Below are 19046 nucleotides of genomic sequence, written 5' to 3'. Positions count from 1 at the left end.
GCTCAGCGTTCCCGCGGCAGCAGCGGCGCGGCGGCGCCGGAGCGCTTGATCAGCGCCGCGGCGTCGAGCGCGAAAGAGGGCTCGTCCCAGGCGCCTGAGAGCTCGAAGCCGAGCTGCACGCCATTGTCGCGTGGCGCGCCGGCGGCGTCCGCCTCGCGCGCCTCGGCCTTGATCGCGAGACCGCGCTCGGGGATGCGGGCCGAGCCTGCGAATGCGAGAGAAAAGCCCGGACCATGGGCCTCGCCGTCCTCGATTGCGGCGGCGCCTTTGGAGATCTTGATCGTCGCGCCGGCGCGGTCGACCAGAGTATGTCCGGAACGAATGTCGAGCGCGCTGGATAGTGGGCGCTTGTCGGCGCGCCGTAGCGCCCGCTCGAGATCGATGCCGCCGACCTCGCCTTCGTTCAAGACGAGGCTGGCGCGCCCGTCGAGCGCGCGCATCATCTCCGCAGGGCTGTCGCCGGCGGCGTCGAGCACGATGTTGGCGTCGAGATTGCCGCCGAGGTCGGGCCGCGCGGCGAGATCCCATGCGAGCGCGCCGGCGTCGACCGCCTGCGTCTGCGCATTGGCGTGCAGCTCCAGCACCCCGGCCGCATTGGCGGCGAGCGTGACCCGACCCTTGATCGTTCCCTTATAGGCCTGCGCCTCGGTGAGCGCGACCTCGATGCGGCCGGCGCGCAGCATCAGCGAGATCGCTGCATCCTCCATATTGAGCCGCAGCAGACGGGCCCGCGCCGCCGAAAGCCGTAGATCGACATCGGCGCCTTTGATGTCCGGCAGCACGAAAGGCTCGCGGCTCCACTGGCCGTCCGGTCCGATGAGCGCGGGAGCGTCGGCGATCATCGGCTTCAGGGAGACGAAGCTGCTGGCGAGCGTGCCGTGCAGGATCGGCCGGTCGCCGTCGTGGCGCAGTCCGAAGACACCCTCGAAATCATTCTCGTCGGCGGAAAAATGCAGGTCGGAGAGCTGGAAGTCGCGCAGCCCGACGCTCGCCTTGGCGGCGATCTGCACATTCTCGAACCGGCCGGGCAGGGGCGCCGAGACGTCGGCGAGCCGCAGCGCATCGCGCAAGGACGGGGAGGAGGCCGAGAGGCGGCCGGTGAAGCGCGGCTTGGGCCCGCTCTGAGCGACGCCATCCGCCTCCATCCGTAGGCTGACGGAGTCGATCCTCATCATCATCGGCGAGGCCTCGCCGCGCAGGAGCGCGCCCGGCTTTTGAAACCACAGCATCGCCCGCGGCCGCTCGCCGCGCCAGGAGAAGGCGGCGTCGAGCGTGGCCGGCGCGCCGACAGAGCTCCAATCGAGCGTGGCGTCGATCATATCGATCCGTTCCTCGCGCCCGTCCTCGAAGACGACGGCGACGGCGCCGGACAGGATGGCCACGGAGCCGAGCGGGGCGCGATCGGCCGTCTCGGCCTCCGGCGTCGACGGCCGCGCGGCGGCGGCGCGCGCCGCGGCGCCGCTCGCGGTCATCGGCTTGCGGTCGAGCGCGATGCGGATGCGCGGACGCAGCAGCTCGGCGTTGGCGAGCTCCAGCCGACCCGTCAGCAGCGGCAGCAGACGGACATTGCCGCGCAGCCGCTCCGCCTCGATGGTGAGAGCGAAGCTCGGATCGGCGAAGGCGACGTCGTCTATCGCAATATGCGGCCTGGGCAGCAGCGAGAAGGTCGAGCGGCCTTTGGCCGCGGCGCGCAATCCCGAAGAGGCCTCGATCTGTCCGGCGATCTCCTCGAGCATGGCGCCGGTCGAGAAGGTCCAGGGCGCGATCGCCGCGGCGAGCGCGAGGACGGCGGCGGCGAGCATCGCCGCGATCCAGCCGCGCGAGAGCCCCAGCAGAGCGAGCCGTCCGCGGTGCAGGCCTGTCCTCAGACGATCGAGCTCGCGCGAAAGGCTGGTCGAATGCGACATGATCCCGTCCAGACCGAGTGATGAGCCGCGCGCGGCGCGAACAGCGACGGCGCGCCGTTTCTCGAAGCTCGGACGATGGCGAAAAAGGGCGGCGAGATCGTGGCGGCGCCGCTGCGGCGGCTGCGTCAGTATTTGCGCAGCAGGCTGACCAGGCGGCCCTGGATGCGCACGCGGTCGGGTCCGAAGATGCGCGTCTCATAAGCAGGATTGGCGGCCTCCAGCGCGATCGAGGCGCCGCGCTTGCGCAGCCGCTTCAGCGTCGCCTCCTCGTCGTCGATGAGGGCGACGACGATGTCGCCGGTGTCGGCGCTGTCCTGCTTCTTCACGACGACGATGTCGCCGTCCAGAATGCCGGCGTCGATCATCGAATCGCCGCGCACTTCGAGCGCGAAATGCTCGCCGCCGCCGAGCAGATCGGGCGGCAGGGAGATGGTGTGGCTGCGGTTCTGCAGCGCCGAGATCGGCGTGCCGGCGGCGATGCGGCCCATCACCGGCACGGCGACCTGCTGATCGACCTCGCTCTCGGCGCGCTCGGCCATCGGACGGACGCGGCCGAGCGCTCCCTCGATGACCGAGGGAGAGAACTTGCCGCCGCGGGCGGCGGCGCGCGGCGTCGCCGATTCGGGCAGTCGCAGCACTTCCAGCGCGCGGGCGCGGTTGGGCAGGCGGCGGATGAAGCCGCGCTCCTCGAGAGCGAGGATCAGCCGATGAATGCCCGACTTCGAGCGCAGATCCAGCGCGTCCTTCATCTCGTCGAAGGAAGGCGGCACGCCGGTCTCCTTCAGACGCTCGTGGATGAAGCGCAGAAGGTCGCTTTGTTTCTTGGTCAGCATTGCGAGGAGCCCCCGTGGCGCCGAACCGTGGCGCGGCGCATAGTGATGCGCGTTCATAAACAAATCATGAACGTCACTCTATGCGTTCGCGGTGCGTTCCGCAAGGGAGCCGAGAAATTGCGCCTTGAATTTTCTGCTCGGCTCGAGCCGAGCCTCCGCGAGGAGGGGCGATCCGGGAGCGGCTCCGGATCGCTCGCGGTCGGCCGACGCGTTTTCGTCACTCGCAGACGCGGACGCGGCGCGAGCCGATGACGACGCCATATTCATCATACACCGGGCGACGCTCGCGCCAGCAGCGATAGGGCGGCGGCGCCTCCTCGTAAGCGGGGGCGGGATAATAGGCAGGGGCGCCGTAATAGGCCGGCGGCGGCGGCGGCGGCGCAGGGCGGGCGGAGCTTCCGGCGAGCGCGCCGAGCGCGAAGCCGCCGATGCCGGCGGCGATCGCCGCGCCCGGATCGCCTGCCGCGGCGGGCGTCGTCGCAGAGGCCGCGAAGGCGAGCGCGAGAGCGCCCGCGAGTGGTCCTGCCAGTCTCATTCTCATCGATTCGTCTCCGGTGATCTTTCAGAGCGCGCCGCGCGCTTGGCTCATCTCAAGCTGAATTGCAAGGCGAAAACGTGACCGTCGCGCGACGCCGAAGGCCGGTTCGGCGCCGGTTTGCGGACGCGCCGAAATAGCGGAGACTGGCGAGGTCCAGCGCCCGAAGGATACTCGATGATTCGTTTCCGCTCCCTCATCGCCGCGCTCGCCTGCCTGCTCGCGCCGAGCCGCGCGGCGTTCGCCGAAGGCTCCGTCGTCGCCCTCGACGTGACCGATGGCGAGCATGGCGGCGGCCGCATCCATGTCGCGGCGCGTTTCGGCAATGTGCAGGGGCCCATGCGTCTCGACACCGGCGCCTCCAGCACGCGGCTGCGCGCCGCGCCCTGGAATGCGGAGCTTCCGCTGGTCGGCCAGAGCCGGTCCGAATCGGCGTCGGGCGCGGTCACGCGATGCGCGGACGTCGAGGCGCAGAATGTGCAGCTCGTAGCCGAGCAGGGGAACAATATCGGACGGGCGAAATATGTGGTGACGCGCTGCGAGGACGGGGCCGGCGACGATCTGCTCGGGCTCGATTTCTTCCACAACGCCCGCTTCACTCTCGATGTCGATGGGCGGCGAATGGCCTTTCCAGGCGCTGCGGGCCCGCTCGCGCCGGCGCGCCGGCTCGGGCCGGACGGGCGGCTCGTCGGCGTCGAGGCGCGGCTCGGCCGCGCGAAGCTGGCTGGCTTGATCGACAGTGGGGCGGAGCTGTCGGCCGTCGACCGCCGTTTCGTGGAGCGGCACAGATCGCTGTTCAGGCCCGTGCATGAGCAAGCCCATGCGCGCGACGCCGGCGGGGCGGCGCTTTCCGCCAAGCTCTACAAGGTCGCGGAAATCGATTTCGGCGCCGGCCGAACGCTGCGCGATCTTTATGTGATCGCTTATGATTTCGGCTCGCTGCGCGGCGTTCTCGGCCGCGACGCGCCGCTCATTCTCGGCGTCAACGCGCTGCGGCCGTTCCTGTGGACGTTCGATTTCACCGCGCCGGAGGCGCCGAAATGGCGTGCGGATCGGCGCTGAGCGCGTCAGCGGCCGAAACCGCCGCCGCCCATTCCGCCGCCATAACCGCCGCCGAACCCACCGCCGCCGCCGCCATAACCACCACCGCCATAGCCGCCGCCGCGAGAATGGCCGGGAAAGCCGGCGTCGCCATCGGATGGCCGCTGACCGCCAGAACCTCCGGAGCTCGCGCGCGCGAGCTCCTCTTGCTGGACGCGGCAGGTTCCTCGCTTATCGTAGCGCTGGAAGAAGGGGCTCGGAAAGGCGAGGAACTCGGCTTTCGTCACGCGGCCTTTGCCGGACATGTCGAAATAATCGAAGGTCGCGCTGCGGAACACCGGACTGATGCGCCGCATTCTCTCGAAGTCCTGCGCGTCGAAATAGCCGCGGCGGCGCTTGTCGGCGACATTATACATACGCTGCAGATATTGCCGCCATTGCTCGCAGGTGTACACGCCCTGCGCCCCGCCCCATTCGCTCGCGGTGGCGAGAACGGCGTCCTCGCCCTGCGGCCCGGGCCCGCGGCCTCCTCCTGGCCCGCCTCCTCCTGCGCCGCCCGGAAAGCCGCCGGGCGGCCGCTGCTGGGCGAACGAGGTCGCTGACGCGAGCGCCGCAAAGGCGAATGCGAGACCGACGCGACGCAGATGCTGCATTTCGACACCTCCACTCGGAACCGGGGTCAACCGAACTGCTCCCGCAGAATGCGCTCCTCCAGCGAATGGCCGGGATCGTGGAGCAGAACGAGCTCGGTCGCGTGATCCATCTCGACATCGACGTGAAGCGCGTCGCGGAATTCGTCGTGGTCCGCGACCACCGAGACCGGGCGCTTTTCCGCCTCCTGCACCTCGAGGCGCACCTTGGCGACGTCGGGCAGCAGCGCTCCGCGCCAGCGCCGCGGCCGAAACGCGGAGATCGGGGTCAGAGCCATCAGCGGAGCGTCGAGCGGCAGGATCGGGCCATTGGCGGAGAGATTATAGGCGGTCGAGCCCGCCGGCGTCGCCACCAGCACGCCGTCGGTGACGAGCTCCGGCATGCGCTCCTGCCCGTTCACCAGAATCCGGATCTTGGCGATCTGCGAGCTCTGCCGCAGTAGCGACACTTCGTTGATGGCGTGGGCGGTGAATTCGTCGCCATGAGTGTTGGTGGCGCGCAGCAGCAGGGGATGAATGATCGAGGGCTTGGCGCCGGCGATGCGCTTGCGCAGATTGGCCTCGCGATATTCGTTCATCAAAAAGCCGACCGAGCCGCGGTTCATGCCGTAGATCGGCTTGCGGGCGCCCATGAAGCGATGCAGCGTGCGCAGCATCAGCCCGTCGCCGCCGAGCGCGACGATGCAATCGGCGTCCTCGGGCGGCGCGTCGCCATATTTGGCGACGAGCCTCTGTCTCGCCTCGTCGGCCTCGCGCGTGCCCGAGGAGAGGAAGGCGAGTCGCTTGAAGCTGCTCGGCGTTTCGCCGACGTCCGCCATGGGGCACCTGGATTTGGCGCCTTTGTCGGCGCCGGACGCCCGTTGAATACACCTGCGGAGGGCGGCGAGGGAAGGCCGCGCGTCTGCCACCGCATGGTTCTCACGATTTCGCGATCGCCGGCGGCGCCTGACAGGAGGCGCTTTCGCGCTTATATAGGCCGAATGCTCACGTCGAAGCGCTCGCGGCCGGACTGGCGCCGATTTCTCTTGGCGAGCGAGACAGCGCCCGGGACGGGATGCGCGCCCAACGATCGAGGAAGGAAATCACGCCGATGACACAGCCAGCCCTCGCCGAGGGAAGCGCGGCCAAGACCAATGCGGCCAGGATCGACGCCGGCGCAGGCCAGAGCGGCGCCGGCGGCGTCGTCCACACGCGCCTCGCCAACGGGCTGGAGATCGTCGTCATCCCCGACCGACGCGCGCCGGTCGTCACCCATATGGTCTGGTATCGCAACGGCTCGGCCGACGATCCGCGCGGAAAGTCGGGAATCGCCCATTTTCTCGAGCATCTGATGTTCAAGGGCACGCACGCCCATCCGCAGGGCGAATTCTCCAATCATGTCTCCGAGCTCGGCGGCCAGGAGAACGCCTTCACCAGCTATGACTACACCGCTTACTTCCAGCGCATCGGCAAGGAGCATCTCGGCACTCTGATGGAGTTCGAGGCCGACCGCATGACCAATCTCGTGCTCTCGGACGAGGTCGTCGCGCCGGAGCGCGAGGTGGTGCTCGAGGAGCGCCGCATGCGCACCGAGAATGATCCTTCCGCCCAGCTCGACGAGGCGGTGCAGGCGGCGCTGTTCCCGCATCACCCCTATGGCACGCCGATCATCGGCTGGGGCCATGAGATCGAGACGCTCGGCCGCGAGGACGCGCTCGCCTATTATCACCGCTTCTACACGCCGGAGAATGCGATCCTGATCGTCGCCGGCGATGTCGAGGCCGACAATGTCGTGGCGCTCGCGGAGGCGAGCTACGGCCGCATTCCCGCCCGCGCCGACGCGCCGGCGCGTCGGCGCCCGCTCGAGCCGGAGCCGCGCGCCCATCGGCTGGTGACGCTCGCCGACGAGAAGGTCGAGCAGCCGACGCATGAGCGCGTCTTCCTGGTGCCCTCCTACACCACGGCCGCGCCGGGCGAGGCGGAGGCGCTGGAGGTGCTCGCCCATGTGCTCGGCGGCGGTCCCTCGAGCGTGCTCTATGACGCGCTGGTCGTGGAGCAGAAGCTGGCGGTGAGCGCCGGCGCCTATTACATGGGCTCGGCGGTCGACGACACGCGGCTTTGGGTGTTCGCCACCCCGGCTCCGGAGGTGACGCTGGAGCAACTCGACGCGGCGATGGACGCGGCGCTCGCCGATTTCGCGGCGAAGGAGATCGCCGAGGCGGATCTCAATCGCGCCAAGACTCGGCTCGTCGCCGATGCGGTCTATGCGCAGGATAGTCAGGTGTCGCTGGCGCGCTGGTATGGCGAATCGCTGGCGACCGGCCTCGCCGTCGTCGATGTCACGGCCTGGCCGGACCGCATCGACGCGGTGACGGCGGCCGATGTCGCCGCGGCGGCGCGCAAATGGCTGCAGAAGCGTCGCGCCGTGACCGGCTTTCTGCAGCCGGACGATGAAGGCGAAGAGGCAGGTCTCGCCGCGTGAGGAGCAACTCCATTATGACAGCCGCCGCCGTCGCGCCCGCGAAGAGCCGCGCCGAGACCATTCAGCGTATCGTGACCCCTGGCGGAGTGGAGGCGTGGCTGGTCGAGAGCTACGCCGTTCCGCTGGTCGCGCTCGAATTCGCCATGCGCGGCGGGGCCGCCCAGGACCCCTCCGGCAAGGCGGGGCTCTCGACCATGCTCGCGGGCCTCCTCGACGAGGGCGCCGGCCCCTATGACTCGCGCGCTTTTCATCGCGCTATCGAGGACCTCGCCATTCGGCTCGGCTTCGGCTGCGATCGCGACACCGTCTCCGGTCATTTGCAGACGCTCTCGCGCAATATCGATCCGGCTTTCGAGCTGCTGCGCCTCGCCCTCTGCGAGGCGCGGCTCGACGAAGCGGCGATCGACCGCGTGCGCGGGCAGATCATCGCCGGGCTGCGACGCGACGCCAATGATCCCGATGCGCTGGTCGCCAGGGCTTTCCGCGAGACGGCTTTTCCGGATCATCCCTACGGCCGCCCGGTGCGCGGCGAGCCGGACAGCCTCGAATCCTTGACGCGCGGCGATCTCGAGGGGCTGCGCGGGCGCCTGCTGGCGACGAGCGACCTCAAGATCGGCGTCGTCGGCGCGATAGACGCGGAAACGCTCGCGAGAAAGCTCGATCTCGTCTTCGGGGCGCTGCCGCGCCGCGCGCAGCTCGATCCCGTCGCCGAGATCGACATTCATCGCGTCGGCGAGCGCCGCATCGTCGATCTCGACGTGCCGCAATCGACAATCCGTTTTGGCCGTCCCGGCATGCAGCGCAAGGACAAGGATTATTTCGGCGCTGTGGTCGTCAATCACATTCTGGGCGGCGGCGTGTTCACGGCGCGGCTCTTCAACGAGGTGCGAGAGAAGCGCGGGCTCGCCTATTCGGTCTATTCGCATCTCAACGAATATGACCATTGCGCCATGGTGGTCGGCGGCGCCGCGACCAAGAACGAGCGCGCGCGCGAATCGCTCGATGTGATCCAGAGCCAGTTCGCCGACCTCGGCGCCAATGGCCCGACCGCCGACGAGCTGGACAAGGCGAAGAAATATCTGACCGGCTCCTATGCGCTGCGCTTCGACACCTCGACCAAGATCGCGAGCCAGCTCGTCAATTTGCAGCTCGACGGTTTCGAGCCGTCCTATCTCGACGAGCGCAATGCGCGGATCGACGCGGTGACGATGGAGGACGCCCGGCGCGTGGCCAAGCGCCTTCTGGGCGACGGCGAGCTGCTGGTGTCGATCGCCGGCCGGCCGCAAGGTCTCTGAACAGTCATACTGCGGCTTAAAAAATCGTCCCCCCTCGTGACGGCAAGATCACGAGGGGGGATTTTTTATTTTCGAGTGTCGAAATACTCGACGATAGCGGCCAGGAGGAAAAGGCCGGGTCCTTGAAAAGGGGTCCGGCGCACGCCGAACCCCGCGCCTCTGGAAATTCACCGGGAGAAAATTGATCGACTATCGATCGACTACATCTCTTCTCTAGCGCGGAACGCGCCTAAAGAAAACAACCTAATTGGGCGCGACAGCAGAAAGACTAAGCGTGTTGCTTGTCGGCAACATCAGTACTCATACTATAGTAAGACTACTATAGTAGAACTACGATGTCGAAGCTCCATCTCTGTTGTTTTCAACGACATGCTGCCGGAGTCGGTTCGACTTGAGCGTTCGTATGCGCTCACGAGCCAAAGCGCGGCGTGAAATTCTGCATGGCCCGGAGGCTTCGGCAAGCGGTGACAGCAGAAATTCCCGTTATCCACCGCGGGCGGCGAGCGGCAGCGTGAATTCGACGCTGAGGCCGCCCTGTTCCATCGTCTCCGATCGGAAGGCGCCGCGATGGGATTCCACGATAGCGCGCCAGAGCGAGAGATCGGCTGCCCGGCCGTCAGGAGCGTCCGCGTCGATGTCTCCGAGCGCGAAGACCATGGTGACGGCGGCCGCGTCGGAGACCGTCGAGATCGCTGGTTGTCCCTGCGGCGGCCGAATGTCGCGCAGAAGCTCCACGAAAAGCTGCTCCAGTTGCGCTGGATCGGCGAGCACGCGGTCGCATCGCGCATCGAGACGCAGCAGCAGCGGCCCGTCGTCGCCGTGATGCATTCTGATCGTCTCGCGCAGCAGAGCGTGCAGCGGCACGGCGGCGAGCCGGGGCGGTCCATGCGCGAGAAATTCTCTCATGTGCATGAGCAGCCGTCCCGCTCGCGCCAGCTGTGCGGATGCTTTGTCCACAATGGCGACGATGGACGCGCCGCGCGCATCCGTCTCGATCGCGCGCAGGCGCCGCACGGTCTGCAGATAGGCGGCGGCCGCCGATAGCGGCTGGGCGATGTCATGAGCGATCGTCGCCGCCACCGATTCGAAGCGCGCCCCGTCTCGCGCCTCGCCCGTCTCGTCCGTCCGACGCGACTCGCGCGTCGCCCGGCGCAGGCTTTCGCCCGCCAGCCCCGCCAGCGCCGCATTGGCGAACAGCAGCAGCGCGTCGGTCCAACAAAATGCGCCGAATGGCTCGGCCGAGAAATGGACGATCAGCGTCGAAGCGAGCGCCGCGACGCCGGCCGCGGCGAGCCCGCCCGTCAGACCGGCGATCTGGACGAGTGGATAGAAGGCCGCAGAGGCGTGACAATTATACGTGAGCCCGCCGATCGCATGAAAAGCGACTGCGCCGATGGCGGCCGAAAGGACTCCGATCCCCAGCCGACCCGGCAGAGGCCCTCCCCGAATATGGGCGAAGCATCGCGCAAGATCGATCAAAGGACTGCCTGCGGCGTCTCCGGCTTCACCGTCGGGTTTCTGCGGCCCGGCCGCGGAGAGGCGGAGCGAGGCCGAAGAGAGCGCCGTGAGAGCCGGGCTCGATTAAGGGCGCCAGACTGACGTGATTTCGCCGAATTTGCAATCTCCAGGCGGATATGCCCAGGGCTCCGAATTGGGGGTCAAGGAGCAGGGAATTCTCCACGCCACGGCCCGCGCTCTACGCCATTTCACGACGCGGCGTCGCAGGGAGCGAAGCGACACGAGGGGCCGCCCCGCGGCGTCTCGAAGCTTCGCTTCGCTCACAATGACGGGTCCGACGCCGAGCGGGTGTCGAGGCCGTGGATCGGCCGCCGCGACAATCCTCAGGTCATCACGACATTGACGGCGCTCTCGGGCAATTCCTTGCCGAAGCAGCGCTGATAGAACTCCGCCACCAGCGGCCGTTCCAGCTCGTCGCATTTATTGAGGAAGGTGAGGCGGAAGCCGAAGCCGATATCGCCGAAAATCTCGGCGTTCTCCGCCCAGGTGATGACTGTGCGCGGGCTCATCACCGTCGACAGATCGCCAGCCATGAAGGCGTTGCGGGTCAAATCGGCGACGCGCACCATCTTGTTGACGGCGTCGCGGCCTTCCTTGGTCTTCTGGAAGCTCTTGACCTTGGCCAGCACGATGTTGGTCTCGGCGTCATGCGGCAGATAATTCAGCGTCGTCACGATCGACCAGCGGTCCATCTGGCCCTGATTGATCTGCTGCGTGCCGTGATAGAGGCCCGATGTGTCGCCGAGCCCGACCGTATTGGCGGTGGCGAACAGACGGAAGGCCGGATGCGGGCGGATGACGCGGTTCTGGTCGAGCAGGGTGAGGCGGCCAGAGACCTCGAGCACGCGCTGAATGACGAACATCACATCGGGACGGCCGGCGTCATATTCGTCGAAGCACAGCGCGACATTGTGCTGGAGCGCCCAGGGCAGGATGCCGTCGCGGAACTCGGTGACCTGCTTGCCTTCCTTCAGCACGATCGCGTCCTTGCCGACGAGATCGATTCGCGACACGTGACTGTCGAGATTCACACGCACGCAGGGCCAGTTCAGCCGCGCCGCGACCTGCTCGATATGGGTGGACTTGCCGGTGCCGTGATAGCCCGTCACCATCACGCGACGGTTGCGGGCGAAGCCGGCGAGAATGGCGAGGGTCGTGTCGCGGTCGAACAGATAATCGGGATCGGTGTCGGGAACATGCTCGCTCGGCTCGGAATAGGCCGGCGTCTCGAGATCCGTGTCGATGCCGAACAGCTGACGCACGGACACATTCAGGTCCGGCAGAGGCGCGGCCCCCGCGGCCTTGTCGCTATCGAGTAACATTCATCCTCCGTTCCGCCGGCCCGGGCGCTTTCCCGCCTCGGCCCGGACCGATCCATACCGGAGCGCACAGCTCATGCGCTCGCCGTCACACCAGTTTCGCCGCCCTCAGCGTCTTGTAGGCGTGGATGATCTCCCGCAAACGCTCTTCGCAGGAGCGGTCTCCGCCATTGGCGTCCGGATGGTGACGTTTGACCAGCTCCTTATATCTTGTCTTGATCGCCTCCGCACTGGCGGTCTCCTCGAGGCCGAGCGCATTCAGCGCCTTCAGGGTCACGGCCGAATGGTTCGACGCGGCGCTCTCCGCCTGCGGACGGCCGCGGTGGTAGCGCTGGCGATAGAGGCCGAGCGGATCGGCGAAATCGCCGTCCCGGACCCGATCCTCGCGAAAGGCGGATTGGCCGCGCTTCACGCCCATGGTCCAGGTGGGGCGGTGGCCGGTCGTGGCGTCTTTCATGTAGCGGGCGACGTCAGCGTCGCTCATGCCATTGAAGTAGTTATACGAATTGTTGTATTCGCGAACATGCTCCAGGCAGAAGCAGAAATATTGTCCCTCGCGCTGCCGCCCCATCGGCGCGCGATAGGCGCCTTCGGCCTCGCAGCCGGGCGCGTCGCAGCGAAAGCGCGGCGCCTCGCGGCGCTCCTGCCGCTGCTCGGGCTTGACGCGGATACGGTCGAAGAGGGGCGAATTCAAATCCATGGCGCTGCATTATGGTGGACTGGGCGTGGGCTGCAAGCGGAACCCGCCGACAAACCCGGTTTCGGTCGGCGGGAAATTTGCTTCGCCCAACCGGAGGAGGACAGAAGATGGCCGAGACAGGCAATTCGGGCGCCGTTCGCGCGCGCATCAATGAGAAGCTGACCGCGGCGCTCGCGCCCCTGTCGCTGAATGTGATCGACGAGACGCATCACCACGCCGGCCATATGGGCCATCACCACGATCGCAGCGAGACTCATTTTCGCGTCGAGGTGGTGAGCGCGGTCTTCTCCGGCAAGGGCCGGGTCGAGCGCCACCGGATGATCAACTCGCTGCTGGCCGAGGAGCTCGCCGGCGGCGTGCATGCGCTGGCGATCGACGCGCGCGCGCCCGACGGGGCGTGAGCCGCAGCAGGGCCGCGTGGGTGCGGACCTGAAACAGGAAGAGCGCGGAACCCGTCGGTCCGCGCTCTCGAATTCTCCCGATCTCTGGACAGGCGCTCAGCCGGTCGTCTGCTCTTCCTGCTCGCGCACGGTCATCGCATTGCCGTGCCAGACGAAATCATCGAAGAGACAGGCGTCGACGAACATCACCGGCAGCAGAATGTCGCGCGTCAGCTGCGCGAAGGGGCTGCGCCAGGAGAGCCGCCAGCCGGCGACGCGGGCGAGCGCCAATTCCGCGCCATAGAGCGTCGCCAGAAGCGCGACGACGACGAGCGGCACGTTCACATCGAGGAGATGCGCGGCATAGGCGCCCGTCAGCACCGGCGCGAAGCTGCCGTTCATGAACTCCGGGGCGAAATAGGCCGGGAAGGTCACGCGCCGCAGCCGCGCCCAGCGCACATGGCGCGAATAGACCTCATGGGCGGTGCGATGGCCGAGCGGCTGCTCGAAGGGCATGTCGACGAGCCGGACCTTCATCTTCTGCGCACGGATGATCTTGGTGGAGGCGGCGTCCTCGGCGATCTCGGCGCCGAGCGCCCTTATGCCGCCGGCGCGCTCCAGCACCTCGCGCCGCCACATCATATTCTTGCCCTGGGCGAAGCCGATGCCGACCGCCTCGGCCCCATATTGCCAGCGCGCCTGGAAGGTGTTGAGGAAGGCGCATTCCACCTCGGCCCAGAAGCCCTGCGGACGCGAGCCGATCGGCATGGAGATGACGAGCGCCGTGTCGTCGCGGAAGGCGGCGAGCATGGTCTGAATGTAGTCGGGCGGCAGCAGCGCGTTGGAGTCGGCGAGCACCACCCAGGCGTGGCGCGCCGCGTCCCAGCCCTTGACGCAATTGTTGAGCTTGGGATTGGCGCTGACATAATCATCGCCGACGAGCAGCCGCGCCGGAACGTGCGGATGCGCGGCGATCAGCTTCTCGACGAGGCCGATCACCGGATCATTGGCGCATTGGACGCAGAACAAAACTTCATAAGAAGGATAATCGAGCATGAAGCTCGAGCCGAGCGTCTCCTCGCTGAATGTCTCGAGCCCGCGCAGCGGCCGCACGATGCTGACCGGCGGCGCGCCGGGCGGAACGGGGAGGGTGCGCGGCCGGGCGCGGCATTTCGCGCCGGCGATGGCGATGGCGGCGAGATTGAGCGAAACCATGGCCGCGCAGAGCGCGGCGCACGCATAGGCGGCGATCATCATGCGGTGTCTCTGCCTGTCACTTGCGGGAGTCGGGAGGAAGCGGAACCGAAGCAGACGGCGGAGAGGGGCGGCGTCGGCGGCGCAGGCCAGGAGTCGGCCATTGCGATATTCCGCCTGACATTTCCCTCGGGTCTTGGCAAAAGGGCGGCGGCGCGAGAATCTTGTCGCGTCGCGCGACGCCTCCCGATTCCTCCTGCCGAACTATGGCCATGACCTCTCCGATCGTTCGCTTCGCGCCGTCGCCGACGGGCCGCCTCCACATCGGCAATGCGCGGCCGGCGCTGCTCAATTACCTGTACGCGCTCGCCCACAATGGAAGATTCGTGCTGCGTTTCGATGACACCGATCTCGCTCGCTCTTCCGAGGAGTTCGCGCAGGCGATCGAGGTCGATCTCTCCTGGCTCGGCGTCGCGCCCCACCTGACGCTGCGCCAGTCGCGGCGCGTCGCGCTCTATGACGCGGCGGCGGGGGCGCTGCGCGACAGCGGCCAGCTCTATCCCTGCTATGAGACGCCGGACGAGTTGGAAAAGCGCCGCAAGCTGCAGCAGGCGCGCGGCCTGCCCCCCGTCTATGACCGCGCCGCTCTGCGGCTGACCGCGGATGAGCGCGCCCGGCTCGAGGCGGAGGGGCGCCGGCCGCATTGGCGCTTCCGGCTGGAGCCCGGCGTCGTCGCCTGGCGCGATCTCGTGCGCGGCGATTGCGCCATCGATTGCGCCTCGCTGTCCGATCCGGTGCTGCTGCGCGAGGACGGCAGCTACCTCTACACTCTGCCTTCGGTGGTGGACGACATCGACGTCGGGATCACCCATGTGATCCGCGGCGAGGACCATGTGACCAATACGGCGGTGCAAATCCGCCTGTTCGAGGCGCTGGCGCCGGCGCATCGTCCGCCGGTCTTCGCCCACCACAATCTGCTCGTCGGCTCCTCCGGCGAGGCGCTGTCGAAGCGCAGCGGCGCGCTGTCGATCGGCTCCTTGCGCGAGGAAGGCTATGAGGCGCTGGCGGTGGCTGCGGTCGCCGTGCTCACCGGCTCGTCGGACAGCGTGCATCCGATCCGCTCGCTGGCCGAACTGGCGAAAGAATTCGATCTCGCGCATCTCTCGCGCAACGCCGCGCGCTTCGATCCCGCCGATCTCGGCTCGCTCACCCACCGCACGCTGGCGCGGCTCGACTATGACGACGTGCGCGAGCGGCTGGAGGCGCATGAGATCGTCGGCTTCAAGGCCGAGCCGTTTTGGCTCGCGGTGCGCGGCAATCTGACGCGCTTCGCCGATGTGCTGGAATGGTGGCGGGTGGTCGAGGGCGAGATCGCGCCGGTGCGCGAGGACGCCGATCTGCTCGCGGCGGCGCTCGCCTCGCTGCCGCAGGAGCCTTTCGACGAGACCACCTGGGGCGCCTGGACGGCGGCGCTGAAGGCGACGACCGGCCGCAAGGGCAAGGCGCTATTTCACCCGCTGCGTCTGGCGCTGACCGGCGCCGAGAACGGGCCGGAGCTGTCGCTGCTGCTGCCGCTGATCGGCCATGCGCGGGCGGCGGCGCGGCTCGCCGGTGGGTGATATATGTCATTATGAACGAGTGAGGACAGTCGCATGCTCAGCATCAGAGACCCCCGCGCGGCGGAACTCGCGAAATTGCTGGCCGCGCAGCGCAGGAGCACGATGACCGAGGCCATCATCGTGGCGCTCGAGAACGAGCTGAAGCGCGAACGTGTGAAGCTTCCGCTTCCCGAAAGGCTCGCCGGCTTGGCAGAAAAGGCCAGGCGTCTCGCCGGCGCGCATCGTCGCAAGGTGACCAAGGACGAGATCGACGAATTCTGGGGACAGTGATGTTCGTTGATGCATATGGGGCGGGGCCGACCTTTCAAAAACACCGCACCTGCGCCTCGGCCTGGGCGCGGCGCAGATTTTCCAGCGCGTCCTTGGCGAGGCGGGAGTTGCGGAACATCGTGCCGATCTGCCCGACCTGCTGATCCATGCTCGCCACCGTCTCCGCCGCCTCATAGCGATCATAGGGCAGGATCGAGGCGATGATGTCGATCGAGCAGGAGCATTGCTCCAGCGCCTGGCGCGTGTCGCCATTCGCCTTCATGCAGGCGAACACATAATCGGCGCGGGCGGCGGTCGGATAATCATTGAGATCGGCGGCGCCCGCCGGCGCAGCGGCGAGCAGCGTGGAAAGAAGCGTCGCGGCGGCGAGATGGCGCATCGGGGTCCCTTTGGCGCAGTCCGAGCGAGAGGGGGTAGCGCAGGGAGGCGAAGGGCGCAAGCGGACGTCGAGGCCGCCGTTTCTTCCGCCATATGTCGACGATCGAGAGATTTATCGACATATCCCGCGGATATGTCGATGCGCGCGACATGTCGGTCTAGCCCTCCCCCTCAATGGCAGATGCCGTCCGCTCCATGGGCGCAGGCCGGGACCTTCAGCTTCGACTCGACCGTCCGGTCATTGGTCGAGACGGCGAGGAAGGGATAGGTTCCGCCGGCGTCCGGGAATTCGTAATTGGCGGCGAACACCGGATAATTCGTGCCCCCTTGGCGATATTGCAGCGACAGCGGCGAATTGGTTCCGTTCGGCCAGCGGACCGACATAGACGCGACGCTCGCATCCTTGGCGAGGACCTCGACCCACCATGTCCCGGAGCGCGACACCGAGAAGCTCGGCGTCCATTGCGCGGTCGACACGGTCACTTTGGCCGTCGCCGTCTTGGTCGGATCGGCGACGCTCTTCGCCCTCACCGTGCAGATCTTCTGTGTCGAGGGCGCCGTGTAGCGGCCGGCGCCGTCGATGGCGCCGCAGCCGGTCTCGACGAGCGACCAGCTCACCGTTCTGTCGGTCGTCCCCGTCACCAGAGCGTCGAACCGTTTTTGCGCGCCGGGGGAAAGGAAAGAGTCGCCCTGCATCACCGAGACGCCGACCGTCTGCGTCGCATTGGGGGCGATGAAGCCCTTGCGCAGCGCCTCCGTCAGGAAGTTCGGCCGTGAGTGGGAGGTCACATAGCCCTGATTGATGGTCCAGACGATAATGCCGCCATAGCCGTTCTGCCGCGAAAAGGCGCCTTTGGCGAGCAGCGCCGCCTCGTCCTCATAGCTCACATAGCGGCAGCCGTGCGACTCGGCGGTCGGCAGGCTGAGATAGGGCTCCGACGCCGCGGCGCTCCAGAAGCGATAGCTCCCATTATAGACGCCGTTCTTGCCGTAGAATTTGGACAGGGGAAAATCATTGTCGCCGCCGCGAATCGCCACGCCGTTTTCCGTGCTCTGATTGGGTCCCGTCACGCCGCCCGTGTAGCAGATGGCGTAGAAGCTCGTTCCCATGGCGAGCTTCGCCTTCGGGACGCCGGCGGCGACATAGCGCTGCAGCGTCGAGGCGATGGAGACCGGCGTCGTCGGCTTCTCGCCGGCGAGCGGCGCGTTGAACCAGGACAGCCAGCCCGAGCCCACCCAGGCGGTCGCCGGGGCGTAGGACATGATGCTCAGCCGGTCGAGCTTGGCCGCGATCGCCGCCACATGCGGCTCGACGCTCTGATAATTGAGATTGATCGTCCCCATCGGCGCGGTGAGGATCGCAGTCGGCGCTGCGGCGCGCAGATCGGAGACGAAGCTCTGGAACTTCGCCCAATCGATGTCATCCTCCCAATCGAGATCGATCCCGTCATAGCCGAGGCTCTTCATCGTCGCGACGAGATTGGCGACGAAGGCCGCGCGGTGGTTCAGCACGGCGGAGCGGATCTTCGCGCCCTCGCCGGCGCCGCCGAGCATCAATATCGCCTTCTTGCCGGCCGCATGGGCGCGCTGGGCGATATCCTTCGCCAGCGCCGGCCCATTGGTCGCGTCCCAATCGAAATCGAGCGCGAGCGTGCCGTCGGCGTTGGCCTTCAGCCGCCCCATCACGATATGGGTGAGGCCGCTCCAGTCGATCGCCTGCGGCGGATAGAGATCGCGCTGATAGGCGACATAATAGCCCATCACCCATTGCGTTGCGGCTTGCGCCGCCGCCGAGGCCCCGCACGCGAGGCCGAGCGCGGCGGCGGCGAGTTGAAGACGCCGCCGCCGATCTGAGAAAAACGCCATCGAAAAGCTCCCCCGGGGTGACAATGGGATGTGATCGGCTTCGACTGAGCACAACTGCCGCTCACAGGATCATCATCTGCGAAGAAGGCGCGTTCGCGCTGTGCGCGGGCGCACAGCGCGCGATCGAGCGATGGAGGCTCGCATGATCCCGTGTGAGCGATGAAACGTAAGCCGACGGAAGCGGGGGCCGTCATTGCGAGCGAGGGCCGTCATTGCGAGCGAAGCGAAGCAATCCAGAGCGGCGGGGCGCGCTTCGGAAGGTTCACGCCTCGCCGCTCTGGATTGCTTCGTCGCTTCGCTCCTCGCAATGACGCCGCCCCTATCGCTGCGGCTTTTGCTGACGCGGACGTCAGATCGTCTTGCCGGCGAAGCGGCAGAGGTCGGCGATGATGCAGCGCTCGCATTCGGGCCGGCGCGCCTTGCAGACATAGCGGCCGTGCAGGATCAGCCAGTGATGCGCATGCAGCTTGAAGCGTTCGGGCACGATCTTCTCGAGCCCCGCCTCCACCTGCTCGACGGTCTTGCCGGCTGCGAGCGGCAGGCGATTCGACAGGCGGAAAATATGCGTGTCGACGGCGATGACCGGCACGTGAAAGGCGATGTTCAGCACCACATTGGCGGTCTTGCGGCCGACGCCGGGCAGCGCCTCCAGCGCCTCGCGGTCGCAGGGCACCTCGGCGCCGTGCCGTTCGATGAGCTGCCGGCTCAGCGCGATGACGTTCTTCGCCTTGGTCGGATAGAGGCCGATGGTCTTGATATAGTCCTTCAGCCGCTCCTCGCCGAGCGCCGCCATCTTCTGCGGCGTGTCGGCGACCTTGAATAATTCGCGTGTCGCCTTGTTGACCCCGACATCGGTCGCCTGCGCCGACAGCACCACGGCGACGAGCAGAGTGAAGATGTTCACATGCTCGAGCTCGCCTTTGGGATGCGGATCGGCCGCCTCGAGACGCGCGAAAATCTCGTCGATGCGCGCCGCTTCGCGGGCGCGCGGCGACGATCGTCGCGGCGTCGTTGCGGGCGCGCTCTTTTCGTTCGGCATGAATGCGTTATAACTCAACGTTCCGGAGAACGAAAGGCGTG

Annotated in this window: 18 protein-coding genes; 6 read left to right on the top strand and 12 right to left on the bottom strand. The window is 67.2% G+C overall.

Annotation, left to right across the window (positions count from 1 at the left end):
* Positions 1 to 2: 2 nt before the first annotated feature.
* The 3 genes from CQW49_RS09105 to CQW49_RS09095 all read right to left on the bottom strand — a co-directional run bounded on the left by CQW49_RS09105 (position 3) and on the right by CQW49_RS09095 (position 3281).
* Positions 3 to 1907, bottom strand: a complete 1905-nt coding sequence (locus CQW49_RS09105) for an AsmA family protein (protein ID WP_004448168.1) — start codon at positions 1905 to 1907, stop codon at positions 3 to 5.
* A 125-nt stretch (positions 1908 to 2032) separates the two neighbouring features.
* On the bottom strand, positions 2033 to 2740 hold the full coding sequence (lexA, locus tag CQW49_RS09100) for a transcriptional repressor LexA (protein ID WP_004448170.1): 708 nt from the start codon (positions 2738 to 2740) through the stop codon (positions 2033 to 2035).
* A gap of 217 nt (positions 2741 to 2957) precedes the next feature.
* The gene (locus tag CQW49_RS09095; protein WP_004448171.1) at positions 2958 to 3281 is read right to left on the bottom strand and encodes a hypothetical protein; all 324 of its coding nucleotides are present in this window, start codon (positions 3279 to 3281) and stop codon (positions 2958 to 2960) included.
* A gap of 171 nt (positions 3282 to 3452) precedes the next feature.
* Between CQW49_RS09095 and CQW49_RS09090 the strand changes: the two genes are divergently transcribed.
* Positions 3453 to 4337 carry a pepsin/retropepsin-like aspartic protease family protein gene (locus CQW49_RS09090; protein ID WP_004448172.1) on the top strand — a complete coding sequence of 295 codons (885 nt, stop codon included), beginning with the start codon at positions 3453 to 3455 and terminating at the stop codon, positions 4335 to 4337.
* Between the two features lie 5 nt (positions 4338 to 4342).
* Here the strand turns inward: CQW49_RS09090 and CQW49_RS25085 are convergent, their stop codons facing one another.
* Positions 4343 to 4969 carry an EF-hand domain-containing protein gene (locus CQW49_RS25085; RefSeq protein ID WP_004448173.1) on the bottom strand — a complete coding sequence of 209 codons (627 nt, stop codon included), beginning with the start codon at positions 4967 to 4969 and terminating at the stop codon, positions 4343 to 4345.
* Between the two features lie 26 nt (positions 4970 to 4995).
* On the bottom strand, positions 4996 to 5784 hold the full coding sequence (locus tag CQW49_RS09075) for an NAD kinase (protein WP_004448174.1): 789 nt from the start codon (positions 5782 to 5784) through the stop codon (positions 4996 to 4998).
* Between the two features lie 272 nt (positions 5785 to 6056).
* Here CQW49_RS09075 and CQW49_RS09070 point away from each other — a divergent pair, with 272 nt between their 5' ends.
* On the top strand, positions 6057 to 7427 hold the full coding sequence (locus tag CQW49_RS09070; RefSeq protein WP_004448175.1) for a M16 family metallopeptidase: 1371 nt from the start codon (positions 6057 to 6059) through the stop codon (positions 7425 to 7427).
* A 14-nt stretch (positions 7428 to 7441) separates the two neighbouring features.
* A complete protein-coding gene (locus CQW49_RS09065) occupies positions 7442 to 8722 on the top strand; it encodes a M16 family metallopeptidase (RefSeq protein ID WP_004448176.1) in 1281 nt (426 codons plus the stop codon).
* A 483-nt stretch (positions 8723 to 9205) separates the two neighbouring features.
* Here CQW49_RS09065 and CQW49_RS09060 read toward each other — a convergent pair whose 3' ends face one another.
* The 3 genes from CQW49_RS09060 to CQW49_RS09050 all read right to left on the bottom strand — a co-directional run bounded on the left by CQW49_RS09060 (position 9206) and on the right by CQW49_RS09050 (position 12259).
* Positions 9206 to 10201 (bottom strand): sensor histidine kinase, encoded by a 996-nt coding sequence (locus CQW49_RS09060; protein WP_004448179.1) that lies wholly within the window; start codon positions 10199 to 10201, stop codon positions 9206 to 9208.
* Positions 10202 to 10563: 362 nt separating this feature from the next.
* Positions 10564 to 11562: a cobaltochelatase subunit CobS gene (gene cobS, locus CQW49_RS09055; protein ID WP_004448181.1), complete on the bottom strand. Its 999-nt coding sequence runs from the start codon at positions 11560 to 11562 to the stop codon at positions 10564 to 10566.
* An 85-nt stretch (positions 11563 to 11647) separates the two neighbouring features.
* Positions 11648 to 12259, bottom strand: a complete 612-nt coding sequence (locus tag CQW49_RS09050) for a J domain-containing protein (RefSeq protein ID WP_004448183.1) — start codon at positions 12257 to 12259, stop codon at positions 11648 to 11650.
* Between the two features lie 107 nt (positions 12260 to 12366).
* Between CQW49_RS09050 and CQW49_RS09045 the strand changes: the two genes are divergently transcribed.
* A complete protein-coding gene (locus CQW49_RS09045) occupies positions 12367 to 12660 on the top strand; it encodes a BolA family protein (protein WP_004448185.1) in 294 nt (97 codons plus the stop codon).
* Positions 12661 to 12756: 96 nt separating this feature from the next.
* On the opposite strand, the gene CQW49_RS09040 is transcribed toward CQW49_RS09045, so the two are convergent.
* Complete coding sequence (locus CQW49_RS09040) at positions 12757 to 13893, bottom strand: ceramide glucosyltransferase (protein WP_024749821.1); 1137 nt, start codon at positions 13891 to 13893, stop codon at positions 12757 to 12759.
* A gap of 212 nt (positions 13894 to 14105) precedes the next feature.
* On the opposite strand from CQW49_RS09040, the gene CQW49_RS09030 reads away from it, so the two are divergent.
* Together CQW49_RS09030 and CQW49_RS09025 are read left to right on the top strand one after the other, a co-directional pair.
* Positions 14106 to 15452 carry a glutamate--tRNA ligase gene (locus tag CQW49_RS09030; protein WP_024749822.1) on the top strand — a complete coding sequence of 449 codons (1347 nt, stop codon included), beginning with the start codon at positions 14106 to 14108 and terminating at the stop codon, positions 15450 to 15452.
* Between the two features lie 33 nt (positions 15453 to 15485).
* Entirely contained in the window at positions 15486 to 15722 is a 237-nt protein-coding gene (locus CQW49_RS09025; protein WP_004448190.1) for a type II toxin-antitoxin system VapB family antitoxin, read from the top strand.
* A gap of 34 nt (positions 15723 to 15756) precedes the next feature.
* On the opposite strand, the gene CQW49_RS09020 is transcribed toward CQW49_RS09025, so the two are convergent.
* The 3 genes from CQW49_RS09020 to nth form a co-directional block, all read right to left on the bottom strand.
* Entirely contained in the window at positions 15757 to 16101 is a 345-nt protein-coding gene (locus tag CQW49_RS09020; protein WP_004448191.1) for a hypothetical protein, read from the bottom strand.
* Positions 16102 to 16271: 170 nt separating this feature from the next.
* Entirely contained in the window at positions 16272 to 17966 is a 1695-nt protein-coding gene (locus tag CQW49_RS09015) for a glycosyl hydrolase family 18 protein (protein WP_004448192.1), read from the bottom strand.
* Between the two features lie 349 nt (positions 17967 to 18315).
* Positions 18316 to 19005, bottom strand: coding sequence for an endonuclease III (nth, locus tag CQW49_RS09005; protein WP_004448193.1), 690 nt, complete (start codon positions 19003 to 19005; stop codon positions 18316 to 18318).
* Positions 19006 to 19046: the final 41 nt, after the last annotated feature.

This window comes from Methylosinus trichosporium OB3b (assembly GCF_002752655.1).
GTDB lineage: Bacteria > Pseudomonadota > Alphaproteobacteria > Rhizobiales > Beijerinckiaceae > Methylosinus > Methylosinus trichosporium.
This window is presented reverse-complemented; position numbering and strand designations above follow the sequence as displayed.

Excerpts from the sequence above, each read along its gene's own strand:
- CQW49_RS09040 (WP_024749821.1), bottom strand. The coding sequence starts at position 13,893 with ATGATCGCCGCCTATGCGTGCGCCGCGCTCTGCGCGGCCATGGTTTCG.
- CQW49_RS25085 (WP_004448173.1), bottom strand. The coding sequence starts at position 4,969 with ATGCAGCATCTGCGTCGCGTCGGTCTCGCATTCGCCTTTGCGGCGCTC.
- lexA (WP_004448170.1), bottom strand. The coding sequence starts at position 2,740 with ATGCTGACCAAGAAACAAAGCGACCTTCTGCGCTTCATCCACGAGCGT.
- CQW49_RS09015 (WP_004448192.1), bottom strand. The coding sequence starts at position 17,966 with ATGGCGTTTTTCTCAGATCGGCGGCGGCGTCTTCAACTCGCCGCCGCC.
- CQW49_RS09065 (WP_004448176.1), top strand. The coding sequence starts at position 7,442 with ATGACAGCCGCCGCCGTCGCGCCCGCGAAGAGCCGCGCCGAGACCATT.
- nth (WP_004448193.1), bottom strand. The coding sequence starts at position 19,005 with ATGCCGAACGAAAAGAGCGCGCCCGCAACGACGCCGCGACGATCGTCG.
- CQW49_RS09045 (WP_004448185.1), top strand. The coding sequence starts at position 12,367 with ATGGCCGAGACAGGCAATTCGGGCGCCGTTCGCGCGCGCATCAATGAG.
- CQW49_RS09020 (WP_004448191.1), bottom strand. The coding sequence starts at position 16,101 with ATGCGCCATCTCGCCGCCGCGACGCTTCTTTCCACGCTGCTCGCCGCT.
- CQW49_RS09075 (WP_004448174.1), bottom strand. The coding sequence starts at position 5,784 with ATGGCGGACGTCGGCGAAACGCCGAGCAGCTTCAAGCGACTCGCCTTC.
- CQW49_RS09050 (WP_004448183.1), bottom strand. The coding sequence starts at position 12,259 with ATGGATTTGAATTCGCCCCTCTTCGACCGTATCCGCGTCAAGCCCGAG.
- CQW49_RS09105 (WP_004448168.1), bottom strand. The coding sequence starts at position 1,907 with ATGTCGCATTCGACCAGCCTTTCGCGCGAGCTCGATCGTCTGAGGACA.
- CQW49_RS09030 (WP_024749822.1), top strand. The coding sequence starts at position 14,106 with ATGACCTCTCCGATCGTTCGCTTCGCGCCGTCGCCGACGGGCCGCCTC.
- CQW49_RS09090 (WP_004448172.1), top strand. The coding sequence starts at position 3,453 with ATGATTCGTTTCCGCTCCCTCATCGCCGCGCTCGCCTGCCTGCTCGCG.
- CQW49_RS09025 (WP_004448190.1), top strand. The coding sequence starts at position 15,486 with ATGCTCAGCATCAGAGACCCCCGCGCGGCGGAACTCGCGAAATTGCTG.
- CQW49_RS09070 (WP_004448175.1), top strand. The coding sequence starts at position 6,057 with ATGACACAGCCAGCCCTCGCCGAGGGAAGCGCGGCCAAGACCAATGCG.
- cobS (WP_004448181.1), bottom strand. The coding sequence starts at position 11,562 with ATGTTACTCGATAGCGACAAGGCCGCGGGGGCCGCGCCTCTGCCGGAC.
- CQW49_RS09095 (WP_004448171.1), bottom strand. The coding sequence starts at position 3,281 with ATGAGAATGAGACTGGCAGGACCACTCGCGGGCGCTCTCGCGCTCGCC.